This window comes from Cupriavidus necator (genome assembly GCF_016127575.1).
GTDB classification, from domain to species: domain Bacteria; phylum Pseudomonadota; class Gammaproteobacteria; order Burkholderiales; family Burkholderiaceae; genus Cupriavidus; species Cupriavidus necator_D.
On sequence record NZ_CP066018.1, the window covers coordinates 621,027 to 639,716 of the forward strand.

General features: G+C 66.3%; 17 protein-coding genes and 1 pseudogene. 2 read left to right on the forward strand and 16 right to left on the reverse strand.

What is annotated here, in order from left to right; translation table 11 throughout:
- Positions 1–218: 218 nt before the first annotated feature.
- Together I6H87_RS02925 and I6H87_RS02930 are read right to left on the reverse strand one after the other, a co-directional pair.
- Positions 219–584: pseudogene (locus I6H87_RS02925) on the reverse strand (radical SAM protein); the annotation flags it as partial.
- Positions 585–595: 11 nt separating this feature from the next.
- The gene (locus I6H87_RS02930) at positions 596–1,099 is read right to left on the reverse strand and encodes an Lrp/AsnC ligand binding domain-containing protein (RefSeq protein WP_010812934.1); all 504 of its coding nucleotides are present in this window, start codon (positions 1,097–1,099) and stop codon (positions 596–598) included.
- Between the two features lie 108 nt (positions 1,100–1,207).
- Here I6H87_RS02930 and I6H87_RS02935 point away from each other — a divergent pair, with 108 nt between their 5' ends.
- Positions 1,208–2,512: a D-amino acid dehydrogenase gene (locus I6H87_RS02935; RefSeq protein WP_011614708.1), complete on the forward strand. Its 1,305-nt coding sequence runs from the start codon at positions 1,208–1,210 to the stop codon at positions 2,510–2,512.
- Between the two features lie 75 nt (positions 2,513–2,587).
- Here the strand turns inward: I6H87_RS02935 and I6H87_RS02940 are convergent, their stop codons facing one another.
- The 8 genes from I6H87_RS02940 to I6H87_RS02975 all read right to left on the reverse strand — a co-directional run bounded on the left by I6H87_RS02940 (position 2,588) and on the right by I6H87_RS02975 (position 10,819).
- The gene (locus tag I6H87_RS02940) at positions 2,588–4,372 is read right to left on the reverse strand and encodes an acyl-CoA dehydrogenase (protein WP_011614707.1); all 1,785 of its coding nucleotides are present in this window, start codon (positions 4,370–4,372) and stop codon (positions 2,588–2,590) included.
- Between the two features lie 98 nt (positions 4,373–4,470).
- Positions 4,471–5,406, reverse strand: coding sequence for an electron transfer flavoprotein subunit alpha/FixB family protein (locus tag I6H87_RS02945; RefSeq protein WP_010812937.1), 936 nt, complete (start codon positions 5,404–5,406; stop codon positions 4,471–4,473).
- A gap of 18 nt (positions 5,407–5,424) precedes the next feature.
- Positions 5,425–6,174 (reverse strand): electron transfer flavoprotein subunit beta/FixA family protein, encoded by a 750-nt coding sequence (locus I6H87_RS02950; RefSeq protein WP_010812938.1) that lies wholly within the window; start codon positions 6,172–6,174, stop codon positions 5,425–5,427.
- Between the two features lie 218 nt (positions 6,175–6,392).
- Positions 6,393–7,190 carry a MetQ/NlpA family ABC transporter substrate-binding protein gene (locus I6H87_RS02955; RefSeq protein WP_011614706.1) on the reverse strand — a complete coding sequence of 266 codons (798 nt, stop codon included), beginning with the start codon at positions 7,188–7,190 and terminating at the stop codon, positions 6,393–6,395.
- Between the two features lie 46 nt (positions 7,191–7,236).
- Positions 7,237–7,890 carry a methionine ABC transporter permease gene (locus tag I6H87_RS02960; protein WP_011614705.1) on the reverse strand — a complete coding sequence of 218 codons (654 nt, stop codon included), beginning with the start codon at positions 7,888–7,890 and terminating at the stop codon, positions 7,237–7,239.
- A complete protein-coding gene (locus tag I6H87_RS02965) occupies positions 7,880–8,914 on the reverse strand; it encodes a methionine ABC transporter ATP-binding protein (RefSeq protein ID WP_011614704.1) in 1,035 nt (344 codons plus the stop codon). The genes I6H87_RS02960 and I6H87_RS02965 overlap by 11 nt, the downstream gene beginning before the upstream one ends.
- A 165-nt stretch (positions 8,915–9,079) precedes the next feature.
- Entirely contained in the window at positions 9,080–9,883 is an 804-nt protein-coding gene (locus tag I6H87_RS02970; protein WP_174549455.1) for an enoyl-CoA hydratase, read from the reverse strand.
- A 12-nt stretch (positions 9,884–9,895) separates the two neighbouring features.
- Complete coding sequence (locus I6H87_RS02975; RefSeq protein WP_010812943.1) at positions 9,896–10,819, reverse strand: histone deacetylase family protein; 924 nt, start codon at positions 10,817–10,819, stop codon at positions 9,896–9,898.
- Between the two features lie 149 nt (positions 10,820–10,968).
- Here I6H87_RS02975 and mltB point away from each other — a divergent pair, with 149 nt between their 5' ends.
- Positions 10,969–12,075 (forward strand): lytic murein transglycosylase B, encoded by a 1,107-nt coding sequence (gene mltB / locus I6H87_RS02980; RefSeq protein ID WP_010812944.1) that lies wholly within the window; start codon positions 10,969–10,971, stop codon positions 12,073–12,075.
- 69 nt (positions 12,076–12,144) lie between these two features.
- Here mltB and cysM read toward each other — a convergent pair whose 3' ends face one another.
- The 6 genes from cysM to I6H87_RS03010 all read right to left on the reverse strand — a co-directional run bounded on the left by cysM (position 12,145) and on the right by I6H87_RS03010 (position 18,680).
- Positions 12,145–13,047 carry a cysteine synthase CysM gene (gene cysM, locus I6H87_RS02985; protein ID WP_010812945.1) on the reverse strand — a complete coding sequence of 301 codons (903 nt, stop codon included), beginning with the start codon at positions 13,045–13,047 and terminating at the stop codon, positions 12,145–12,147.
- 135 nt (positions 13,048–13,182) lie between these two features.
- Entirely contained in the window at positions 13,183–14,484 is a 1,302-nt protein-coding gene (locus I6H87_RS02990; protein WP_011614702.1) for a solute carrier family 23 protein, read from the reverse strand.
- Between the two features lie 237 nt (positions 14,485–14,721).
- Positions 14,722–15,090 (reverse strand): ComEA family DNA-binding protein, encoded by a 369-nt coding sequence (locus I6H87_RS02995; protein WP_010812947.1) that lies wholly within the window; start codon positions 15,088–15,090, stop codon positions 14,722–14,724.
- Positions 15,091–15,245: 155 nt separating this feature from the next.
- Positions 15,246–16,241 carry an ADP-glyceromanno-heptose 6-epimerase gene (gene rfaD, locus I6H87_RS03000; RefSeq protein ID WP_010812948.1) on the reverse strand — a complete coding sequence of 332 codons (996 nt, stop codon included), beginning with the start codon at positions 16,239–16,241 and terminating at the stop codon, positions 15,246–15,248.
- Between the two features lie 28 nt (positions 16,242–16,269).
- The gene (gene rfaE1, locus I6H87_RS03005) at positions 16,270–17,217 is read right to left on the reverse strand and encodes a D-glycero-beta-D-manno-heptose-7-phosphate kinase (RefSeq protein ID WP_010812949.1); all 948 of its coding nucleotides are present in this window, start codon (positions 17,215–17,217) and stop codon (positions 16,270–16,272) included.
- A gap of 80 nt (positions 17,218–17,297) precedes the next feature.
- Positions 17,298–18,680: a UDP-glucose dehydrogenase family protein gene (locus I6H87_RS03010; RefSeq protein WP_010812950.1), complete on the reverse strand. Its 1,383-nt coding sequence runs from the start codon at positions 18,678–18,680 to the stop codon at positions 17,298–17,300.
- Between the last annotated feature and the right edge of the window lie 10 nt (positions 18,681–18,690).

Genomic DNA, 18,690 nt, shown 5'->3' on the forward strand with positions numbered 1-18,690 from the left:
GATGCAGGACAAAAAATGTTCACGCGAAGGTGATCACGGCTGTGGCTTTCGTGAACAAATCTCGACGATGCCCTGCCAGCAGTCCGCTATGCGCTGCCCTCCAGCCATTACCTATGAACACTTTCCTACTGAGATTGGAGTTACCCCTTTAGTCGATCCCCGCTGGGAAACCAGCGTCATCGTGAGGATCTCAGCGGAGACGTTTCACTCCACATTTCGTGCTCGCAACCGCGGTAGGGGTTGAGCGAGACATCGAACGGGATGTCGGGCGATGCATTGCGCGTCAGGACCGAACGGGCGCGCTCGATATGGACTTCCGTGCGCAGCGGCGGCAGCGGCGCTGCCTCCGGCGACGGTGCGGCTTCGGTGGTACGCGGCGCCTCTTCTGGTGCACTGCTCCAGCCATCGTCGAACGCTTCACGCAGGTCGCGCTCGAAACGCCCCTGCAGGTTGCTCACGGCGCCTCGGCCCTTGCGCGCCACGGGCGGCCGCGGGCCTGCCTGCGGCGCGAGTGCGTCGGGGTCGGCATCGGGCCGCGTCGGGCGGCTGCTGACAGGCTTGGGTTTCGGCGGGGGGCGCTCCATGCTGGCCTTGGTCACACTGCCTGGCTCTTCTCCTCGACGGAAATCGCCAGCGTCTCCTTGATCTCTTCCATCACCACATAGCTCTTCGACTGCGCTGCGCCGGGCAGCTGCAGCAGGATGTCGCCCAGCAGCCGGCGGTATTCACCGATCTCGCGGATGCGCGCCTTGATCAGGTAGTCGAAATCGCCCGATACCAGGTGACATTCCAGCACTTCCGGGATACGCAGCACCTCGCGCCGGAACTGCTCGAACATATTGCCCGACTTGTTGCCCAGCGAGATCTCGACGAACACCAGCAGCGCGCTGCCCAGCAGCGCCGGGTTCAGCCGTGCGTAGTAGCCCATGATGACACCATCGCGCTCCAGGCGCTTGACGCGCTCGATGCAGGGCGTGATGGTCAGCCCGACCGCTTCGGCCAGGTCCTTCATCGACATCCGGCCGTCGCTCTGCAGCGCCGTCAGGATCTTGCGGTCGAGCCGGTCGAGGGTGCGCATGGGCTGGCGACTCGTTCTCATGAGTTTTTCCTGTTTTCCTGAGAAATTCGATAACAATGACTGGATTGGTTTCAATAGTATAGAGATAAATCCTTTATCAACTTGTCACCGCAGTTGGAGCCCCCGGACATGCGCGTTCTCGTACTAGGCAGCGGCGTTATTGGCGTCACCAGTGCGTGGTATCTGGCCAAGGCCGGTCACGAAGTGACCGTCGTCGACCGCGAGGCCGGGCCCGCGCTCGGCACCAGCTTTGCCAACGCGGGGCAGATCTCGCCCGGCTATGCGTCGCCGTGGGCGGCGCCGGGCGTACCGCTGAAGGCGATCAAGTGGATGTTCCAGCAACATGCCCCGCTCAGCATCCGTCCGGACGGCACGCTGTTCCAGCTGCAATGGATGTGGCAGATGCTGCAGAACTGCAGCGCCGAACGCTACGCCGTCAACAAGGAGCGCATGGTACGGCTGGCCGAATACAGCCGCGACTGCATCCGCGCGCTGCGCGCGGAGACGGGCATCGCTTATGAAGGCCGCCAGCAAGGCACGCTGCAGGTGTTCCGCACCGACGAGCAGCTGCAAGGCGCGGCCAAGGACATCGCCGTGCTGGAAGAAGCCGGCGTGCCTTACCAGTTGCTTTCGCGCGAGGAACTCGCCGCGAGCGAACCGGCGCTGGCCGCCGTCCGCCACAAGCTGGCCGGCGGCCTGCGCCTCCCCAACGATGAAACCGGCGACTGCGCGCTGTTTACGCAACGGCTCGCGGGCATGGCCGAGCTGCTGGGCGTGAAATTCCTGTACAACCGCTCGATCGACAGACTGATGACCCAGGGCGATGCCGTCACCGGCGCCGTGGTCGACGGCCAGCCGATGGATGCCGACCTGGTGGTGGTGGCGCTGGGCAGCTGGTCGACGCAGCTGGTCAAGCCGTTCCTGCGTGGCATGTCCAACCTGCCCGTGTATCCGCTCAAGGGCTTCTCGATCACGGTGCCGCTGAGCGATCCGTCGCGCAGCCCGGTGTCCACCGTGCTGGACGAAACCTACAAGGTTGCCATCACCCGCTTCGACGACCGCATCCGGGTGGGCGGCATGGCGCAGATCGTCGGCTATGACCGCAGCCTGGATCCGGCCAAGCGCCGCACGCTCGAACACGTGGTCACCGACCTGTTCCCGGGCGCCGGCGATGTCAGCCAGGCCGCCTTCTGGACCGGCCTGCGCCCGATGACGCCGGACGGTACGCCGATCGTCGGCCCGACCCAGGTGCGCGGCCTGTGGCTGAACACGGGCCACGGCACGCTCGGCTGGACCATGGCCTGCGGCTCGGGCAAGCTGCTCTCGGACCTGGTCTCTGGCACGTCGCCGGCGATCCGCGCCGACGACCTGTCGGTGGGCCGCTACCTGAAGCCGGCGCGCCATCACCTGGCGCCCAGGCCTGCCACTGCCTGAAGCAGGCTGCCTCGATAAGCAAAAAGGGCGGCCCCGCGGGGCCGCCCTTTTTCTTTCCGGCGACTGTCAGGCCACTCAGAACTGCTCGGCCGTCATCGCATTCACCGGTGCCGCACCACTGACGATGGCATCGCGCAAAGCCGACGCCTGCGACAGGATGTGCTCCGCAAAGAAATGCGCGGTGGCGATCTTGGCGTCATAAAAGCCCGGATCCCCGGCCCGCTTCGCATCGGCGGCCAGCATCGCACGGCCGAACTGCCAGCCGGAGAACACGATGCCGCACAGCTTCAGGTAAGGCACGCTGCCGGCAAAGACGGCGTTCGGGTCGGACTTGGCATTGGCCACGACAAACGCCACCACGTCTTCCAGCGCCGCGCGACCCTTGGCCAGTTGCGCCTGTACCGCGGTGAACCCGGCGCAGCTGTGATTGCCCAGCGCAGCCTCGGTCTCGGCGATCTGCGCGCAGATCGCACGCGCCACGGCGCCGCCGTCGCGCACGGTCTTGCGGCCGATCAGGTCGTTGGCCTGGATTGCCGTGGTGCCTTCGTAGATCGGCAGGATACGCGCGTCGCGGTAGTGCTGCGCCGCGCCGGTCTCCTCGATAAAGCCCATGCCGCCGTGCACCTGCACACCCAGGCTGGTGACGTCGATCGACAGCTCGGTGCTCCAGCCTTTCACCACCGGCACCAGGAACTCGTAGAAGGCCTGGTTCTGCTGGCGCACCGCTTCGTCGGGATGCTGGTGCGCCGCGTCGCTGGCGGCCGCGGCCACGTAGGCCACGGCGCGCGCGCCTTCGGTCAGCGCGCGCATGGTCATCAGCATGCGCTTGACGTCAGGGTGGTGGATGATGGTCACCGCCTCGCGCGCCGAACCATCGACCGGGCGGCTCTGCACGCGCTCGCGCGCAAAGGCCACCGCCTGCTGGTAGGCGCGTTCGGATACGGCGATGCCCTGCATGCCGACCGAGAAGCGTGCCGAGTTCATCATGATGAACATGTACTCGAGGCCACGGTTCTCTTCGCCGACCAGCGTGCCGATGGCGCCGCCATGGTCGCCGAACTGCAGCACGGCCGTGGGGCTCGCCTTGATGCCCAGCTTGTGCTCGATCGAGACGCAATGCACGTCGTTGCGCTCACCGGTGCTGCCGTCGGCGTTGACCATGAACTTCGGCACGATGAACAGCGAGATGCCCTTGACGCCCTCGGGCGCGGTGGGCGTGCGGGCCAGCACGAGATGGACGATGTTCTTCGCCATGTCGTGCTCGCCGTAGGTGATGAAGATCTTGGTGCCGAACACTTTGTAGGTGCCGTCGCCCTGCGGCTCGGCACGGGTGCGCACTGCGGCCAGATCCGAGCCGGCCTGCGGCTCGGTCAGGTTCATGGTGCCGGTCCACTCGCCCGAGATCAGCTTGGGCAGGAAGGTGGCCTTCTGCTCATCCGTGCCGGCCGTCAGCAGCGCTTCGATGGCACCATCGGTCAGCAGCGGGCACAGCGCGAACGACAGGTTCGCGGTGTTCAGCATCTCGTTGCAGGCGGTGGCGACCAGCTTGGGCAGGCCCTGGCCGCCAAACTCCTGCGGATGCAGCACGCCCTGCCAGCCGCCCTCGCCGAACTGGCGGAAGGCCTCCTTAAAGCCGGGCGTGGTGGTGACCACGCCGTCCTTCCAGCTGCTCGGGTCCAGGTCGCCGGCGCGGTTCAGCGGCGCGACGACCTGCTCGTTGAACTTGGCGGCCTCGTCCAGCACTGCCTCGGCCGTTTCCGGCGTGGCTTCCTCGAAGCCCGGCAGTTTGCTCACGGCCTCTAGCCCGGCCAGCTCGTTCATGACGAACAGCATGTCCTTGATCGGCGCACGGTAAGTCATCGATGTCTCCCAACATGTATGAAAAAGCCGTTCGCGGGTCACCCCCGGAACGGCTCGTACTTGCTACCAGTGCCGGCCGCCTGGCGGCCGGCAAGGCATCAGCCCAGTGCTGCCACCAGCTCCGGCACCACGGTGTTCAGGTCGCCTACCAGGCCGTAGTCGGCCACGGAGAAGATCGGGGCTTCGGCATCCTTGTTGATCGCAACGATCACCTTGGAGTCCTTCATGCCGGCCAGGTGCTGGATCGCGCCGGAGATACCGACGGCGATATACAGCTGCGGCGCGACGATCTTGCCGGTCTGGCCGACCTGGTAGTCGTTCGGCACGAAGCCGGCGTCCACGGCGGCGCGCGAGGCACCCAGCGCGGCGCCCAGCTTGTCGGCCAGCGGCGTCAGCACCTTGGTGTAGTTCTCGCCCGAACCCACGCCACGGCCACCCGAGACGATGATCTTGGCGGCGGTCAGTTCCGGACGGTCGCTCTTGGCCACTTCGCGCGAAACAAACTGCGAAACGCCTGCGTCGGCCACGGCCGGCAGGGTCTCGACGGCAGCCGAGCCACCTTCGGCGGCGGCGGCGTCAAAGGCGGTGCCGCGCACGGTGATGACCTTGATCTTGTCTTCCGACTTGACCGTGGCGATGGCGTTGCCGGCGTAGATCGGGCGCTCGAACGTGTCCGGGGCGTCGACCTTGGAGATTTCCGAGATCTGGGCCACGTCCAGCTTGGCAGCCACGCGCGGCAGGATGTTCTTGCCGTACGGGGTGGCCGGAGCCAGGATATGCGAGTAGTCGTTGGCGATGGCCAGCGCCTGCTCGGCCACGTTCTCGGCCAGGCCGTCACCGAAGTACGGGGCGTCGGCCAGCAGGACCTTGGTCACGCCGGCGATCTTGGCGGCCGCATCGGCCGCGGCCTTGGCGTTGGCACCAGCCACCAGCACGTGCACGTCGCCGCCGCACTGGGCAGCGGCAGTCACGGTGTTCAGCGTGGCGGCCTTGATGGATTGATTGTCGTGTTCAGCAATGACGAGTGCAGTCATGTTATTTCTCCCCCGCGCTCAGATAACCTTGGCTTCGTTCTTCAGCTTCTGCACCAGCGTCGCAACGTCCGGCACCATCACACCCGCGCTGCGCTTGGCAGGCTCGACCACCTTCAGGGTCGACAGGCGCGGCTTGACGTCGACGCCGAGGTCTTCCGGCTTGACGATATCGAGCTGCTTCTTCTTGGCCTTCATGATGTTCGGCAGCGTCACGTAGCGCGGCTCGTTCAGGCGCAGGTCGGTCGTCACCACGGCCGGCAGCTTGAGCGACAGCGTTTCCAGGCCGCCATCGACTTCACGCGTCACCGAGGCCTTGCCGTCGGCAACCACCACCTTGGAGGCGAACGTGGCTTGCGGCAGGCCAGCCAGCGCGGCCACCATCTGGCCGGTCTGGTTGGAGTCGTCGTCGATGGCCTGCTTGCCCAGGATCACCAGTTGCGGCTGTTCCTTGTCGATCAGCGCCTTCAGCAGCTTGGCCACGGCCAGCGGTTGCAGGTCTTCGTTCGATTCCACCAGGATGCCGCGGTCGGCACCGATGGCCATCGCGGTGCGCAGGGTTTCCTGGCACTGCGTGACACCGCACGAGACGGCGATCACTTCGGTGACAACACCGGCTTCCTTCAGGCGCACGGCCTCTTCCACGGCGATTTCGTCGAAGGGGTTCATGCTCATCTTCACGTTGGCCAGATCGACGCCGCTGCCGTCCGCCTTGACGCGGACCTTGACGTTGTAATCCACCACCCGCTTGACTGCGACGAGTACTTTCATGCGCTCACTCCACTGATAGCTGATAGTCAGAAATTTTGTTCGCTCGTCATTATAACCACCGGGTTGGCGGCTCTCCTGTTTTTCGAACGATCGTACTATTTTATCGGCAAAATGATGCCGGGCATAGCCCGGCAGATCCCAGCCGTCCGACGATTGTGCCGCAAACCGGGGCTTGCGGGCATCGTCTGATTGGATGAAACCCTCAAAGTGGCGTCGGCTTACCAGGCGGTAATGACCGAGTCCTTGAAGGTCGATGTGACGTATTGCTTGATTTCCGGCGAGTGATAAGCCTTCACCAGCTTGGCCACCCAGGGCTTGCTCTTGTCAGCCTCGCGGATCGCGATCAGGTTGGCGTACGGACCCTTCGGGCCTTCGATGGCGATGGCATCCTTGACGGGCGACAGGCCGGCCGATTCCGCGTAGTTGCCGTTGATGGCGGCGGCATCCAGGTCATCCAGCGAGCGCGGCAGCTGCGCGGCGTCCAGCTCGACGATGCGGATCTTCTTCGGGTTCTCGACGATGTCCAGCGGCGTGGCCTTCAGGCCGGCGTTAGGCTTGAGCTTGATCACGCCCTTGCTCTGCAGCAGCAACAGGCCGCGCCCGCCGTTGGTGGGATCGTTGGGCACGCCCACGCGCGCACCCTGCTTGAGCTGGTCGAGCGACTTGATCTTCTTCGAGTACACGCCCATCGGGAACGTCACCGTATAGGCGATATGCGTGAACTTGTAGCCGCGGTCCTTGATCTGGGCTTCCAGGTACGGCAGGTGCTGGTAGCTGTTGGCGTCCAGGTCGCCGGCGGCCAGCGCGGCGTTGGGCTGGATGTAGTCGCTGAACTCGACCACGTGGATGTTCAGGCCGTCCTTGGCGGCGACCTTCTTCACCTGTTCCATGATCTGGGCGTGCGGGCCGCCGGTCACGCCGATCTTGATCGGCTTTTCCTGGGCGACGGCGCCCGTTGCCAGCGTTGCGCCGATCGCGGCGCCGAGAATCCATTGCAGCAGGTTGCGACGTTGCATGATATGCGTTCCTGTTTCAGAAAATAATTGACTTGGCGTTGACGGATTAGCGGTGGCTGATACGGCGGACAAGCCAGTCGCCGAAGCTCTGCACGGCCTGCACGAACACGATCAGGATCACCACCACCGCCACCATGACCTCGGTGATATAGCGCTGGTAGCCGTAGCGGATGCCCAGGTCGCCCAGACCGCCTCCGCCGATCGCGCCGGCCATGGCCGAATAGCCGACCAGGCTGACAAAGGTGATGGTCAGGCCGGCGACGATGCCGGGCATGGCCTCGGGCAGCAGCACCTTCCACACGATCTGGCGGGTGGTGGCGCCCATCGACTGAGCGGCCTCGACCAGGCCCTTGTCGACCTCGCGCAGCGCGCTTTCCACCAGGCGCGCGATAAACGGGATCGCCGCGATGGTCAGCGGCACGATCGCCGCGGTGGTGCCGATCGACGACCCGACGATAAAGCGCGTGAACGGGATCACCACCACCAGCAGGATGATGAACGGGATCGAGCGCACGGCGTTGACCACCACGCCGATGCCGCGGTTGAACAGCGGGTGCGACAGCACGCCGCCACGGTTGGTCAGGTGCAACAGCACGCCCAGCGGCACGCCCAGCAGCGAGCCGACCACGCCCGAGATCGCCACCATCAGCAGGGTCTCGTTGAACGAGGTCAGGAACAGGTCAAACATTTCAGACCACATGCTCGAACTCCTCCACCACGACGCCTTGCGCCTGCAGGTATTCCATCGCCGCCTTCACGTCGGCCAGTTCGCCCGTGGCCATGATCGCCAGCGAGCCGAAAGCCTGGCCCTGGATCTCGTCGATATGGCCGTGCAGGATATTGAAGTCCAGCCCGTAGCGGCGGATCGCCTGGGCCAGCACCGGCTGGTCCACGCCCTCGCCGGTGAAGGCCAGGCGGTAGACATGGTCGCGCCCGTTGCCGAGCCGGCTCTCCACGCGCTTGAGCACGCTGGCCGGCAGTTCCTGCGAGATGACGTCGCCGATCATGGCGCGGGTGACGTCGTGCTGCGGGCGCAGGAATACGTCGATCACGCGCCCGGTCTCCACCACCCGGCCGGCTTCAAGCACGGCCACGCGGTCGCAGACCTGCTTGATGACTTCCATCTGGTGCGTGATCATCACGATGGTCAGGCCCAGGTCGCGGTTGATCTGCTTGAGCAGTTCCAGGATGGAGCGGGTGGTTTCCGGGTCCAGCGCGGAAGTGGCCTCGTCCGAGAGCAGCACCTTGGGCTTGCTGGCCAGGGCGCGCGCAATGCCCACGCGCTGCTTCTGCCCGCCGCTGATCTGCGCCGGATAGCGGCCCTTCAGCGCCGACAGGCCCACCAGGTCCAGCAGCGGCAGCACCGTCGCGGCAATCTCAGCCTTGGGCTTGCCGGCCAGTTCCAGCGGCAGCGCCACGTTCTCATACACCGTGCGCGACGACAGCAGGTTGAAGTGCTGGAAGATCATGCCGATCTCGCGGCGTGCCAGGCGCAGCGCGCCCGTGTCCAGCGCGGTCAGCTCCTGGCCCGCGACGATCACGCGGCCGCTCGAGGGCCGGTTCAACAGGTTGATGGCGCGTACCAGCGTGCTCTTGCCGGCGCCGCTGCGGCCGATAATGCCGAAGACCTCGCCCGCCGCTATCGACAGGCTGACGTCCCGCAATGCATGCACGTCGCCAGACGCGCCCGGGAAGCGCTGCGACAGTCCTTGCAGTTCGATCATGGAAAGGTGACCAAAAGAAAAACGGCAACAGGCGAGGGATCTCCAGCGCTGTTGCCGCTCGTTATTTTTCTGAAGCGCGTATTTTATGCGATTCGCTTCATACCATAAACGACTTTTTACCGATGTCTTTATACGTTCCCGGCATATAAGGGGCAAAAAAGTCGATTATGAGCCACGCCAGGACGGCGAACGCTTGTCAATGAAGGCCTGCACCCCCTCCAGCGCCGACTCGTCCATCATGTTGCAGGCCATGGTCTGGCCGGCCAGCTGGTAGGCGGCCTCGATGCCCATTTCCAGCTGGCGGTAGAACAGACACTTGCCGGCGGCCACCGCGGCGGCCGGCTTGGCGCAGATGCTGGCGGCCAGGCGCGCCACCTCTTCGTCGAGCTGGCCAGCGGGCACCACCCGGTTCACCAGCCCGCGCTCACGGGCGGTTTCGGCGTCGATCATGTCGCCGGTCAGCAGCATCTCCATCGCCTGCTTGCGGTGCAGGTTGCGCGACAACGCCACCCCGGGCGTCGAGCAGAACAGGCCCAGGTTGACGCCGGACACCGCAAAGCGCGCATCGTCGGCGGCCACCGCAAGGTCGCACATGGCCACCAGCTGGCAGCCCGCCGCCGTGGCGATGCCCTGCACGCGCGCAAGCACCGGCTGCGGCATCTTCTGGATCGCCATCATCATGCGCGTGCAGCGGTCGAACAGGCGCCGGTAGTAGTCGTGCGACGGCGAGGCCCGCATCTCGCGCAGGTCGTGCCCGGCGCAGAAGGCCTTGCCGGCGCCGGCCAGCACCACCACGCGCACGGTATGGTCCGACGCCAGCCGGCCGAGGGCTTCGGTCAGCGCGTCGAGCAGCCCTTCTGACAGTGCATTGAACGCCTGCGGCCGATTCATGGTCAGCCGCACCACGCCCGCGGTGTCGCGCGATTCGGTCAGCAGCGGCGCGTCCACGCGCGCATCGGTCTCGGCCATGGCCATGCTCTCCTATCGTTCCAGCAGCACCTTCAGGTGCGCCAGCACGCTGCGGCCCAGCGCGCTCAGGTTGTAGCCCCCCTCCAGGCAGCTGACGATGCGGCCCTGCGCATGGGCGCGCGCAACGTCCACCAGCTGGCCGGTGATCCAGGCGTAGTCCTGCTCCACCAGGCCCATCTGGCCCAGGTCGTCCTCGCGGTGCGCGTCAAAGCCGGCGGAGATAAACAGCATCTGCGGGCGGAACTCATTGAGCCGCGGCAGCCAGATGGTCTCGACCACTTCGCGCACGGCCATGCCGTTGGTATAGGCCGGCAGCGGTATGTTGACCATATTGGGCGCGAGATGCTCGGTGCCGCTGTACGGATAGAACGGGTGCTGGAAAATGCTGCACATCATCACCTGCTCGTCGCCGCGGAATGCCGCTTCGGTGCCATTGCCGTGGTGCACGTCGAAATCGATGATGGCCACGCGCTCCAGCCCGTGCGCCCGCAGCGCGTGGCGCGCGGCGATGGCGACGTTGTTGTAGAAGCAGAAGCCCATGGCGCGGTCGGGCTCGGCGTGGTGGCCGGGCGGGCGCACGCAGCAGAACGCGTTTTCGAACTCGCCGGCGATCACCGCATCGGTGGCCGCCACCGCCGCGCCCGCGGCCAGCGTGGCGGCGGCAAGCGTGTGCGAGTTCATCGAGGTATCCGGATCGATCGCGTGATAGCCGCTGGCCGGGCTGGCGCGTTCGAGTGAATCGACATAGTCGGGCCGGTGCACGCGCTCAAGCTGCTCGCGCGTGGCGGGCGGGGCTTCGCGGCGCTCCAGCAGCCCGTCCAGGCCGTGCGAAATCAGGTGATCCTCGATCGCCTGAAGGCGTTCCGGGCACTCCGGATGGAAATGCCCCATCTCGTGCCGCTGGAACTCGGGGTGCGTGTAATAGCCTGTCGGCATCTCTTATCGTCGCGATGTTGTCTCCAATCGCTACGTTAGCACACGCCAGCCCAAGCCACCCAGCGGCGCCGGCGCGCCATCTCGTGACGACTTGCCGGCAGTTGCCGCAGTGGCATCCGCTATACTCGGTGCGACTTGCAAAGGACATCATGACCGACACCCAGCGCTCACTGCGACGCCCCCTGCTGGGCGCCGCGCTTTCCGCTGCCGCACTCGGACTCTGCGGCCTCTCCCCCAGCCTGCTCGCCGCGGGCAAGCGCCGCGTCAGCATGCGCGAGGAAGAGATCGAACCCGGCCGCTACCGCGACAATCCGCAGACCCGCGCATTTATCGACGAGATGGTGGCCCGCCACCGCCTTGACCGTGGCATGCTGCAGGAGTGGTTTGGCCAGGCGGTCTATTCCGCCACCGTGGTGCGTCTGATCATGCCGCCCGCCACCACCGGCCGCAAAAGCTGGCGCACCTACCGCTCGCGCTTTATCGAGCCGATCCGCATCAACGCGGGCGTGCGCTTCTGGCAGGACAACCGCGACACGCTGCGCCGCGCCGAAGCCGAGTTCGGCGTGCCGGCATCGGTCATCGTCGGCATCATCGGCGTGGAAACCATCTATGGCCGCGACATGGGCACCTTCCGCGTGCTCGATTCGCTGTCCACGCTCGCCTTCGACTACCCGGACACGCCCAACCGCGAAGCCCGCACCACGCTGTTCCGCAACCAGCTGGCCGACTACCTGCTGTGGTGCCGCGACACCCGCACCGACGTGTACTCGGTGCTGGGCTCCTTCGCGGGCGCGATCGGCATCCCGCAGTTCATGCCGACCAGCCTGCGCGAATACGCCATCGACTACGACAACAACGGCCGCATCGACCTGCGCAACAGCCCTACCGACGCCATCGGCAGTGTCGCGCGCTTCCTGCAGCTGCACGGCTGGGAGCCGGGCCGCCCGGTGGTGTGGCGCATTGCCGGCGACGCCGGCAGCCTGGGTATCGCCACCGCCGCGGCCGACGGTGAGCCGTGGCCCACGCGCACGCTCAACCAGCTGACCCGCGCCGGCCTGCGCGTGGACGAGCCGATCGACCCCGCGCGCGAAGGCGAGACTGGCGTGCTGGTGGTGGACTTGCCCACCCCCGACCAGCCGACCGAGTACCTGCTCGGCCTGCGCAACTTCTACGTGCTGACGCGCTACAACCGCAGCTTCTTCTATGCGCTGGCGGTGTACCAGCTGGGCGAGGCGGTCAAGGCGGCGATGGGCTGACGCCAGCTGCCCGCCAAAGCAAGAAAGGCCTCGCATTTGCGAGGCCTTTCTTGTTGGCACCGGTTCAGGTCACGCCGGGAACACGCCGGTCGACAGGTAGCGGTCGCCGCGGTCGCACACAACGAACACGATGGTGGCGTTCTCCACTTCCTCGGCAATGCGCAGCGCCACGCAGAGCGCGCCCGCGGCCGAAATGCCGCAGAAGATGCCCTCTTCGGACGCCATGCGCCGCGCCATGTGCTCGGCATCGCCCTGGCTCACCGGCTCGGTGCGGTCGATGTAGCTGGCATCGTAGATCTTGGGCAGATACGCCTCGGGCCACTTGCGGATGCCCGGGATGCGCGAGCCTTCGGCCGGCTGCGCGCCGATGACCTGGATCTCCGGGTTCTGTTCCTTCAGGTAGCGCGACACGCCGGTAATGGTGCCGGTGGTGCCCATCGCCGAAACGAAGTGGGTGATGCGGCCGTCGGTATCGCGCCAGATCTCCGGCCCGGTGCCCTCGTAGTGCGCCTGCGGGTTGTCCGGGTTGGCGAACTGGTCGAGGATCACGCCCTTGCCATCGCGCTCCATCGAATCCGCCAGGTCGCGGGCGTACTCCATGCCGCCCTTGACCGGGGTCAGGATGATCTCGGCACCGTAGGCCGCCATGCTCTGGCGGCGTTCGAGGCTCAGGTCCTCGGGCATGATCAGCACCATCTTGTAGCCGCGGATGGCGGCCGCCATGGCCAGCGCGATGCCGGTATTGCCGGAAGTCGCCTCGATCAGGGTGTCGCCCGGCTTGATGCGCCCGCGCGCCTCGGCCCGGGCGATCATCGACACCGCGGGGCGGTCCTTGACCGAACCGGCCGGGTTGTTGCCTTCGAGCTTGCCGAGGATCACATTGCCGCGCGCGTCGTTGGCGGCACCGGGGATGCGCTGCAGTCTGACCAGCGGCGTATTGCCGATGGTGTCTTCAATTGTCTTGTAGGCCATGGAGCGAGGGGTCGCGAAAGGGGGTCGCAAACGGGGGATTCCAATTCGCCGGCCATTGTAATCCAGACACCTATCCCTCGCCGGCAGGCGGGATTTACGCTGCCACCCGCCCGCCTGCGCCCATCCTGCCCTGGCTCAGCCCTCTTCGTGGTTGCCTTCGCCCAACAGGTGGTACAGCAGGATGCAGCCGAAGGTGGCAGTCCCGATGCCGCCCAGCGTCATGCCGCCCAGTTTCAGCGTCAGGTCGCCGGCGGCCACCGTCAGCGTGGCGCCAACCGTGATCAGGTTGCGCGAGCTGGAGAAGTCCACCTTGTTCTGCACCCAGATCCGGCCCGCCGTCGCCGCGATCAGGCCGAACACGACGATGGTCAGCCCGCCGATCACCGGACCCGGGATGGTCAGGATCAGCGCACCGAACTTGGGCGAGAAGCCCAGCAGGATGGCCACCGCGGCCGCGACCACGAAGATCAGCGTCGAGTAGATCTTGGTGACCGCCATCACGCCCATGTTCTCGGCATAAGTGGTCACGCCGGTGCCGCCGCCGCTGGCCGACAGCATGGTCGCGATGCCGTCGCCGATGAAGGCACGGCCGATATACGGGTCCAGGTTGCGCCCGGTCATCACGCCGATGGCCTTGATATGACCCAGGTTCTCCGCCACCAGCACAATCGCCACCGGGGCGATCAGCAGCATGGCGCTGAGCTCGAAGGTCGGCGCCGTGAACGCCGGCAGCCCGAACCAGCTGGCCGCTGCCACGCTGGAGAAGTCGATCGGCTTGCCCAGCCCCATCACATTGGTGCCCAGGTAGTAGGCGAGGTAGCCGGCCAGGCCGCCGATCAGCACCGGCAGGCGCCCGATCATGCCGGGCGCACGCACCGCCACCAGCCCCACGGCCACCACCGTCAGCAGGCCCACCCAGGTATCGAGGGCCGCCCCGCTGACCGCCTTGACCGCTACCGGGGCCAGGTTCAGCCCGATCGCCGCGACGATGGCGCCGGTCACCACCGGCGGCATCAGCTTTTCGACCCAGGCGTAGCCCACCGCCTGCACGATCAGGCCGATCACCGTGTACAGCGCGCCGGCGGCGATGATGCCGCCCAGTGCCACCGGGATATTGAGGTTGGGGCCGCTGCCCGCGTAGCCGGTGGCGGCGATCACCACGGCGATGAAAGCGAAGCTGGAGCCAAGATAGCTCGGCACCCGCCCGCGCACGCACAGGAAGAAGATCAGCGTGCCGATGCCGGAAAACAGGATGGCGATATTCGGGTTGAAACCCATCAGGATCGGTGCAATGGCGGTCGAGCCGAACATCGCCACCACGTGCTGGATGCCGGCCAGCAGCGTCTGCCCGGCGGGCAGCCGCTCATCCGGCCCGATCACACCTTCGGTCTTGAGCCGCCACTGCGGCAGGAATCCCGCGTCCTCGCCATTCGCCATATTGTTCTGCTCCCTGTGGTCCGGGCTGGCCGCCTGGTCGGCGGCCGCCGCGTTTGTGCCTGGTTGTTTGGTAGATGCGTGCCTGTCGGCAGTCACGCGCGGCAGATCCTGCCGGCGCGGCGTCCGCATGATACTCCGCCGCCACGGGGCGTGCGAAGCGGCAAGGGTCTAGCACAACCCATACCAGCAAGGAGAGCGCCCGGCCACGTGGCAGCCGGGCGCCAGCCCCTGCGCCTGCTAGCGCGCCGGCTTGGTGGCCGCCGCGGGCGCTGCCTTGGCGGCCTTGGCCGGGGCCGCTGCTGCGGCTCCCTTCGGGCCAATGGCGAGGCCAGCGTCCTGCAGCTTCGCCACGGACTTCGGCCCGATGCCGCTGACGCGCTCGGCCAGGTCCGCGGCGTCCTTGTAGGGCCCACGCTTGTTGCGTTCGTCGATGATGTTGCGGGCGGTGGCGGCTCCCACGCCCTTGACCGAGGTCAGCGCCGCCTCGTCCGCCGTGTTGACATCGATGGCGGCATGCGCGGCACCGCCTGCGAACAGGCAGATGGTTGCAGCAAGGAATACCAGGGAAAAACGCCGGGCAAGTTGCCGGACCCAATGCTTGAACATGAAGGCTCTCCTTTCCTGTGGATGGTCTGAGGTACCACCCCCGCCGGGGCGGCGAGGTCAGGTCAGGATAGGGGCGGGCCGCAGCGGCGGCCCATGCGGCAACAAAAGTTGACACCGGCCGCACGAAAGCGTGTCGGCCGGCTGCGCGCCGATTGTCAGCCGGCGCGTTCGATCAGCCAGCGGCAGTAGCGCGCCACGCCTTCCTCGACGCTCAGGAACGGCTCGCTGTAGCCGGCGCTGCGCAGCTTCGACACATCCGACTGCGTAAAGCACTGGTACTTGCCGCGCAGCGCATCGGGGAACTTGACGTACTCGAGCAGGCCTTCCTGCACCAGTTCATCGAGCGACAGGCGCGGCTTGCCTTCGGCCTCGCGCAGGGTATTGACCACGGTGGCGGCGATGTCGTTGAACGGCTGCGCGCGGCCGGTGCCGAGATTGAAGATGCCGGACTTGTCCGGATGGTCGAAGAAGTGCAGGTTGACCTTGACCACGTCCTCGACCGAGATAAAGTCGCGGCTCTGCATGCCGGGGGCATAGCCACCGTACTCGCCGAACAGCTTCACCGTGCCGTCGGCGCGGAACTGGTTGAAGTTGTGGAAGGCGACCGAGGCCATGCGGCCCTTGTGCGTTTCACGCGGGCCGTACACGTTGAAGTAGCGGAAGCCCACGATCTGCGACAGCGCCGACGGCAGCCGGCGCCGCACGATCTGGTCGAACAGGAACTTGGAGTAGCCGTACACGTTCAGCGGGCGCTCAAACTCGCGGTCTTCGCGGAACACCTGCGAAGCACCGTAGGTAGCCGCCGACGACGCATACAGGAACTGCGTGCCCTGTTCCAGGCAGCTCTCCATCAGCGACAGCGTGTAACGGTAGTTGTTCTCCATCATGTAACGGCCGTCGGTCTCCATGGTGTCGGAGCACGCGCCCTCATGGAATACCGCCCGCACCTTGCCGAACTCGCCGCGGGCAAAGCGCGCGAGGAAGTCCTGCTTGTCCAGGTAGTCGGAGATCTCGCAGTCGACCAGGTTGTGGAACTTGTCGGCACGGGTCAGGTTGTCGACAGCGATGACGTTGGTCTCGCCGCGGTCGTTCAGGCCTTTGACGAGGTTGCTGCCGATAAAGCCAGCGGCGCCGGTGACGATGATGGTCATGGTCGGATCAGGATGGGGGCGCCACGCCTCACGGGGCGGCGCCGAACAATTCAGAATAAGAGACGACGGCGGTACCAAGCTTGCCCACCACGATGGCGCCGGCACGATTGGCATGCTGCACGGCTTCCTTGAGCGGCACGCCGGCACCCAGCATGGTGGCGAGCGTGGCGATCACGGTATCGCCCGCACCCGATACATCATAGACCTCGCGCGCCTGGGCGGAGACGTGCAGCACCTCGGCCTCGGTGTAGAGCGTCATGCCCTCTTCCGAGCGCGTCAGCAACAGCGCCTCCAGCTGCAGCCCGCGGCGCAGGTTCTGCGCGCGGATGGTCAGGTCGGCCTCGGTCTTCCAGGCGCCGACCACGGCACGCATCTCGGCCCGGTTGGGGGTGATCAGGGTGGCGCCGCGGTAGCGCGAGTAGTCGTCGCCCTTGGGATCGATCAGCACCTTGCGCCCGGCCGCGCGGCTGGCGTCGATCATGCGCGTGACGTGGGTCAGACCGCCTTTGCCGTAATCGGACAGCACCAGCACCTGGTAGTCGTTGATCAGGGCCAGGAAGCGGTCCTGTACCGCGGCCAGCACTTCATGCGCCGGCGCGCTCTCGAAATCCACGCGCAGCAACTGCTGCTGGTGCGCCACCACGCGCAGCTTGATGGTGGTGTTGAGCTTGGGATCGCGGTGCAGGTAGGGCTGCACATGGCTCTCGCCCAGCAGCGCTTCAAGCGTGCGGGCCGGCTCGTCGTCGCCGACCACGCCCAGCATGCCCACGCGTGCGCCCAGTGCCGCGGCATTGCGGGCCACGTTGGCGGCGCCGCCCAGGCGCTCGTCGCTGCGCTTGACCTGGACCACCGGCACCGGTGCTTCCGGCGAGATGCGCTCCACATCGCCGAACCAGTAGCGGTCCAGCATCATGTCGCCGACCACCAGGATATGGGACTGCCGGATCTGCTCCTGCGGAATGACGGTCTTGTTCATGAAGATCCTTGGCAATATCGCGCCGGCCGCGGCCGCCGCGTTAGCTTATCGGTTGATGAGTCCGTTGACCCGCCGGCGCCTCATTCGTTCACGGCCTGCCGGGTCGGGCGGCCGATGGCGTGGTACTCCACGCCGGTCTCGACCATGGCCTCAGGCTCATACAGGTTGCGCCCGTCGAAGACCACCGGGGCCTTCAGGCGCCGCTTGATCTGACCGAAGTCTGGGCTGCGGAACACCTTCCATTCAGTCACGATCACCAGCGCGTCGGCGCCGTCCAGCGCATCCATCTGGTTCTCGTGGAAACTCACGCGCGCGGCGCCGCCCGGCAGGTCGGCCAGGTCGGCATCCAGCACGCGCCGGGCTTCGGCCATCGACACCGGGTCGTGCATGCGCAGCGACGCGCCGCGCGACACCAGTTCGCGTGCCAGCACCCGCGACGGTGCCTCGCGCATGTCGTCGGTGTTGGGCTTGAAGGCCAGGCCCCACACCGCAAAGGTGCGGCCAGTCAGGTCATCGCCGAAGCGGCGCACGACCTTGTCGCCCAGCACGCGCTTCTGTGCGCCGTTGACCGATTCCACCGCTTCCAGCACGCGCATCGGCTTGCCATGGTCGGCGGCGGTGCGCATCAGCGCCTGCACGTCCTTGGGGAAGCATGAACCGCCATAGCCGGCGCCGGCATACAGGAAGCTGTAGCCGATGCGCGGGTCCGATCCGATGCCCATGCGCACCAGTTCGATATCGGCGCCGACCTCGTCGGCCAGGTTGGCCAGCTCGTTCATGAACGAGATGCGCGTGGCCAGCATCGAATTGGCGGCGTATTTGGTGAACTCGGCCGAGCGCACGTCCATGTAGAAGGTGCGCTCGTGGTGCCGGTTGAACGGCGCGTAAAGCTGGCGCATGGTGGCCTGCGCGTGGCGGCCGGCGACGTCGGCGTTGCAGCCCAGCACGATGCGGTCCGGGCGCATGAAGTCCTCGACCGCGGCGCCCTCCTTCAGGAACTCGGGGTTCGACACCACCGAGAACTGCAGGTCTTCCAGGCTGCGCGCGGCCAGCTCCGCGCGGATCGTGGCGGCCACGCGGTCGCCGGTGCCAACCGGCACGGTGGACTTGTCGACCACGACCTTGAAGCCGGTCATATGGCGGCCGATATTGCGCGCCGCCGCCAACACGTACTTCAGGTCGGCAGAGCCGTCTTCGTCCGGGGGCGTGCCCACGGCGATGAACTGCACGTCGGCGTGCTCGACGCTGGCCGCCACGTCGGTGGAAAAGGTCAGCCGCCCGGCGGCCCGGTTGCGCTGGATCAGCTCCTGCAGGCCCGGCTCGTAGATCGGCACCCCGCCTGCGTTAAGCAGCGCGATCTTCTGCTCGTCCAGGTCCAGGCAGAACACGTCGTTGCCAAGTTCCGCCAGGCAGGCGCCGGTGACAAGGCCGACATAGCCGCTGCCGATGATCGTGACTTTCATAGCGTCAATT

Excerpts from the sequence above, each read along its gene's own strand:
- I6H87_RS02930 (WP_010812934.1), bottom strand. The coding sequence starts at position 1,099 with ATGAGAACGAGTCGCCAGCCCATGCGCACCCTCGACCGGCTCGACCGC.
- I6H87_RS02935 (WP_011614708.1), top strand. The coding sequence starts at position 1,208 with ATGCGCGTTCTCGTACTAGGCAGCGGCGTTATTGGCGTCACCAGTGCG.
- I6H87_RS02940 (WP_011614707.1), bottom strand. The coding sequence starts at position 4,372 with ATGACTTACCGTGCGCCGATCAAGGACATGCTGTTCGTCATGAACGAG.
- I6H87_RS02945 (WP_010812937.1), bottom strand. The coding sequence starts at position 5,406 with ATGACTGCACTCGTCATTGCTGAACACGACAATCAATCCATCAAGGCC.
- I6H87_RS02950 (WP_010812938.1), bottom strand. The coding sequence starts at position 6,174 with ATGAAAGTACTCGTCGCAGTCAAGCGGGTGGTGGATTACAACGTCAAG.
- I6H87_RS02955 (WP_011614706.1), bottom strand. The coding sequence starts at position 7,190 with ATGCAACGTCGCAACCTGCTGCAATGGATTCTCGGCGCCGCGATCGGC.
- I6H87_RS02960 (WP_011614705.1), bottom strand. The coding sequence starts at position 7,890 with ATGTGGTCTGAAATGTTTGACCTGTTCCTGACCTCGTTCAACGAGACC.
- I6H87_RS02965 (WP_011614704.1), bottom strand. The coding sequence starts at position 8,914 with ATGATCGAACTGCAAGGACTGTCGCAGCGCTTCCCGGGCGCGTCTGGC.
- I6H87_RS02970 (WP_174549455.1), bottom strand. The coding sequence starts at position 9,883 with ATGGCCGAGACCGATGCGCGCGTGGACGCGCCGCTGCTGACCGAATCG.
- I6H87_RS02975 (WP_010812943.1), bottom strand. The coding sequence starts at position 10,819 with ATGCCGACAGGCTATTACACGCACCCCGAGTTCCAGCGGCACGAGATG.
- mltB (WP_010812944.1), top strand. The coding sequence starts at position 10,969 with ATGACCGACACCCAGCGCTCACTGCGACGCCCCCTGCTGGGCGCCGCG.
- cysM (WP_010812945.1), bottom strand. The coding sequence starts at position 13,047 with ATGGCCTACAAGACAATTGAAGACACCATCGGCAATACGCCGCTGGTC.
- I6H87_RS02990 (WP_011614702.1), bottom strand. The coding sequence starts at position 14,484 with ATGGCGAATGGCGAGGACGCGGGATTCCTGCCGCAGTGGCGGCTCAAG.
- I6H87_RS02995 (WP_010812947.1), bottom strand. The coding sequence starts at position 15,090 with ATGTTCAAGCATTGGGTCCGGCAACTTGCCCGGCGTTTTTCCCTGGTA.
- rfaD (WP_010812948.1), bottom strand. The coding sequence starts at position 16,241 with ATGACCATCATCGTCACCGGCGCCGCTGGCTTTATCGGCAGCAACCTC.
- rfaE1 (WP_010812949.1), bottom strand. The coding sequence starts at position 17,217 with ATGAACAAGACCGTCATTCCGCAGGAGCAGATCCGGCAGTCCCATATC.
- I6H87_RS03010 (WP_010812950.1), bottom strand. The coding sequence starts at position 18,680 with ATGAAAGTCACGATCATCGGCAGCGGCTATGTCGGCCTTGTCACCGGC.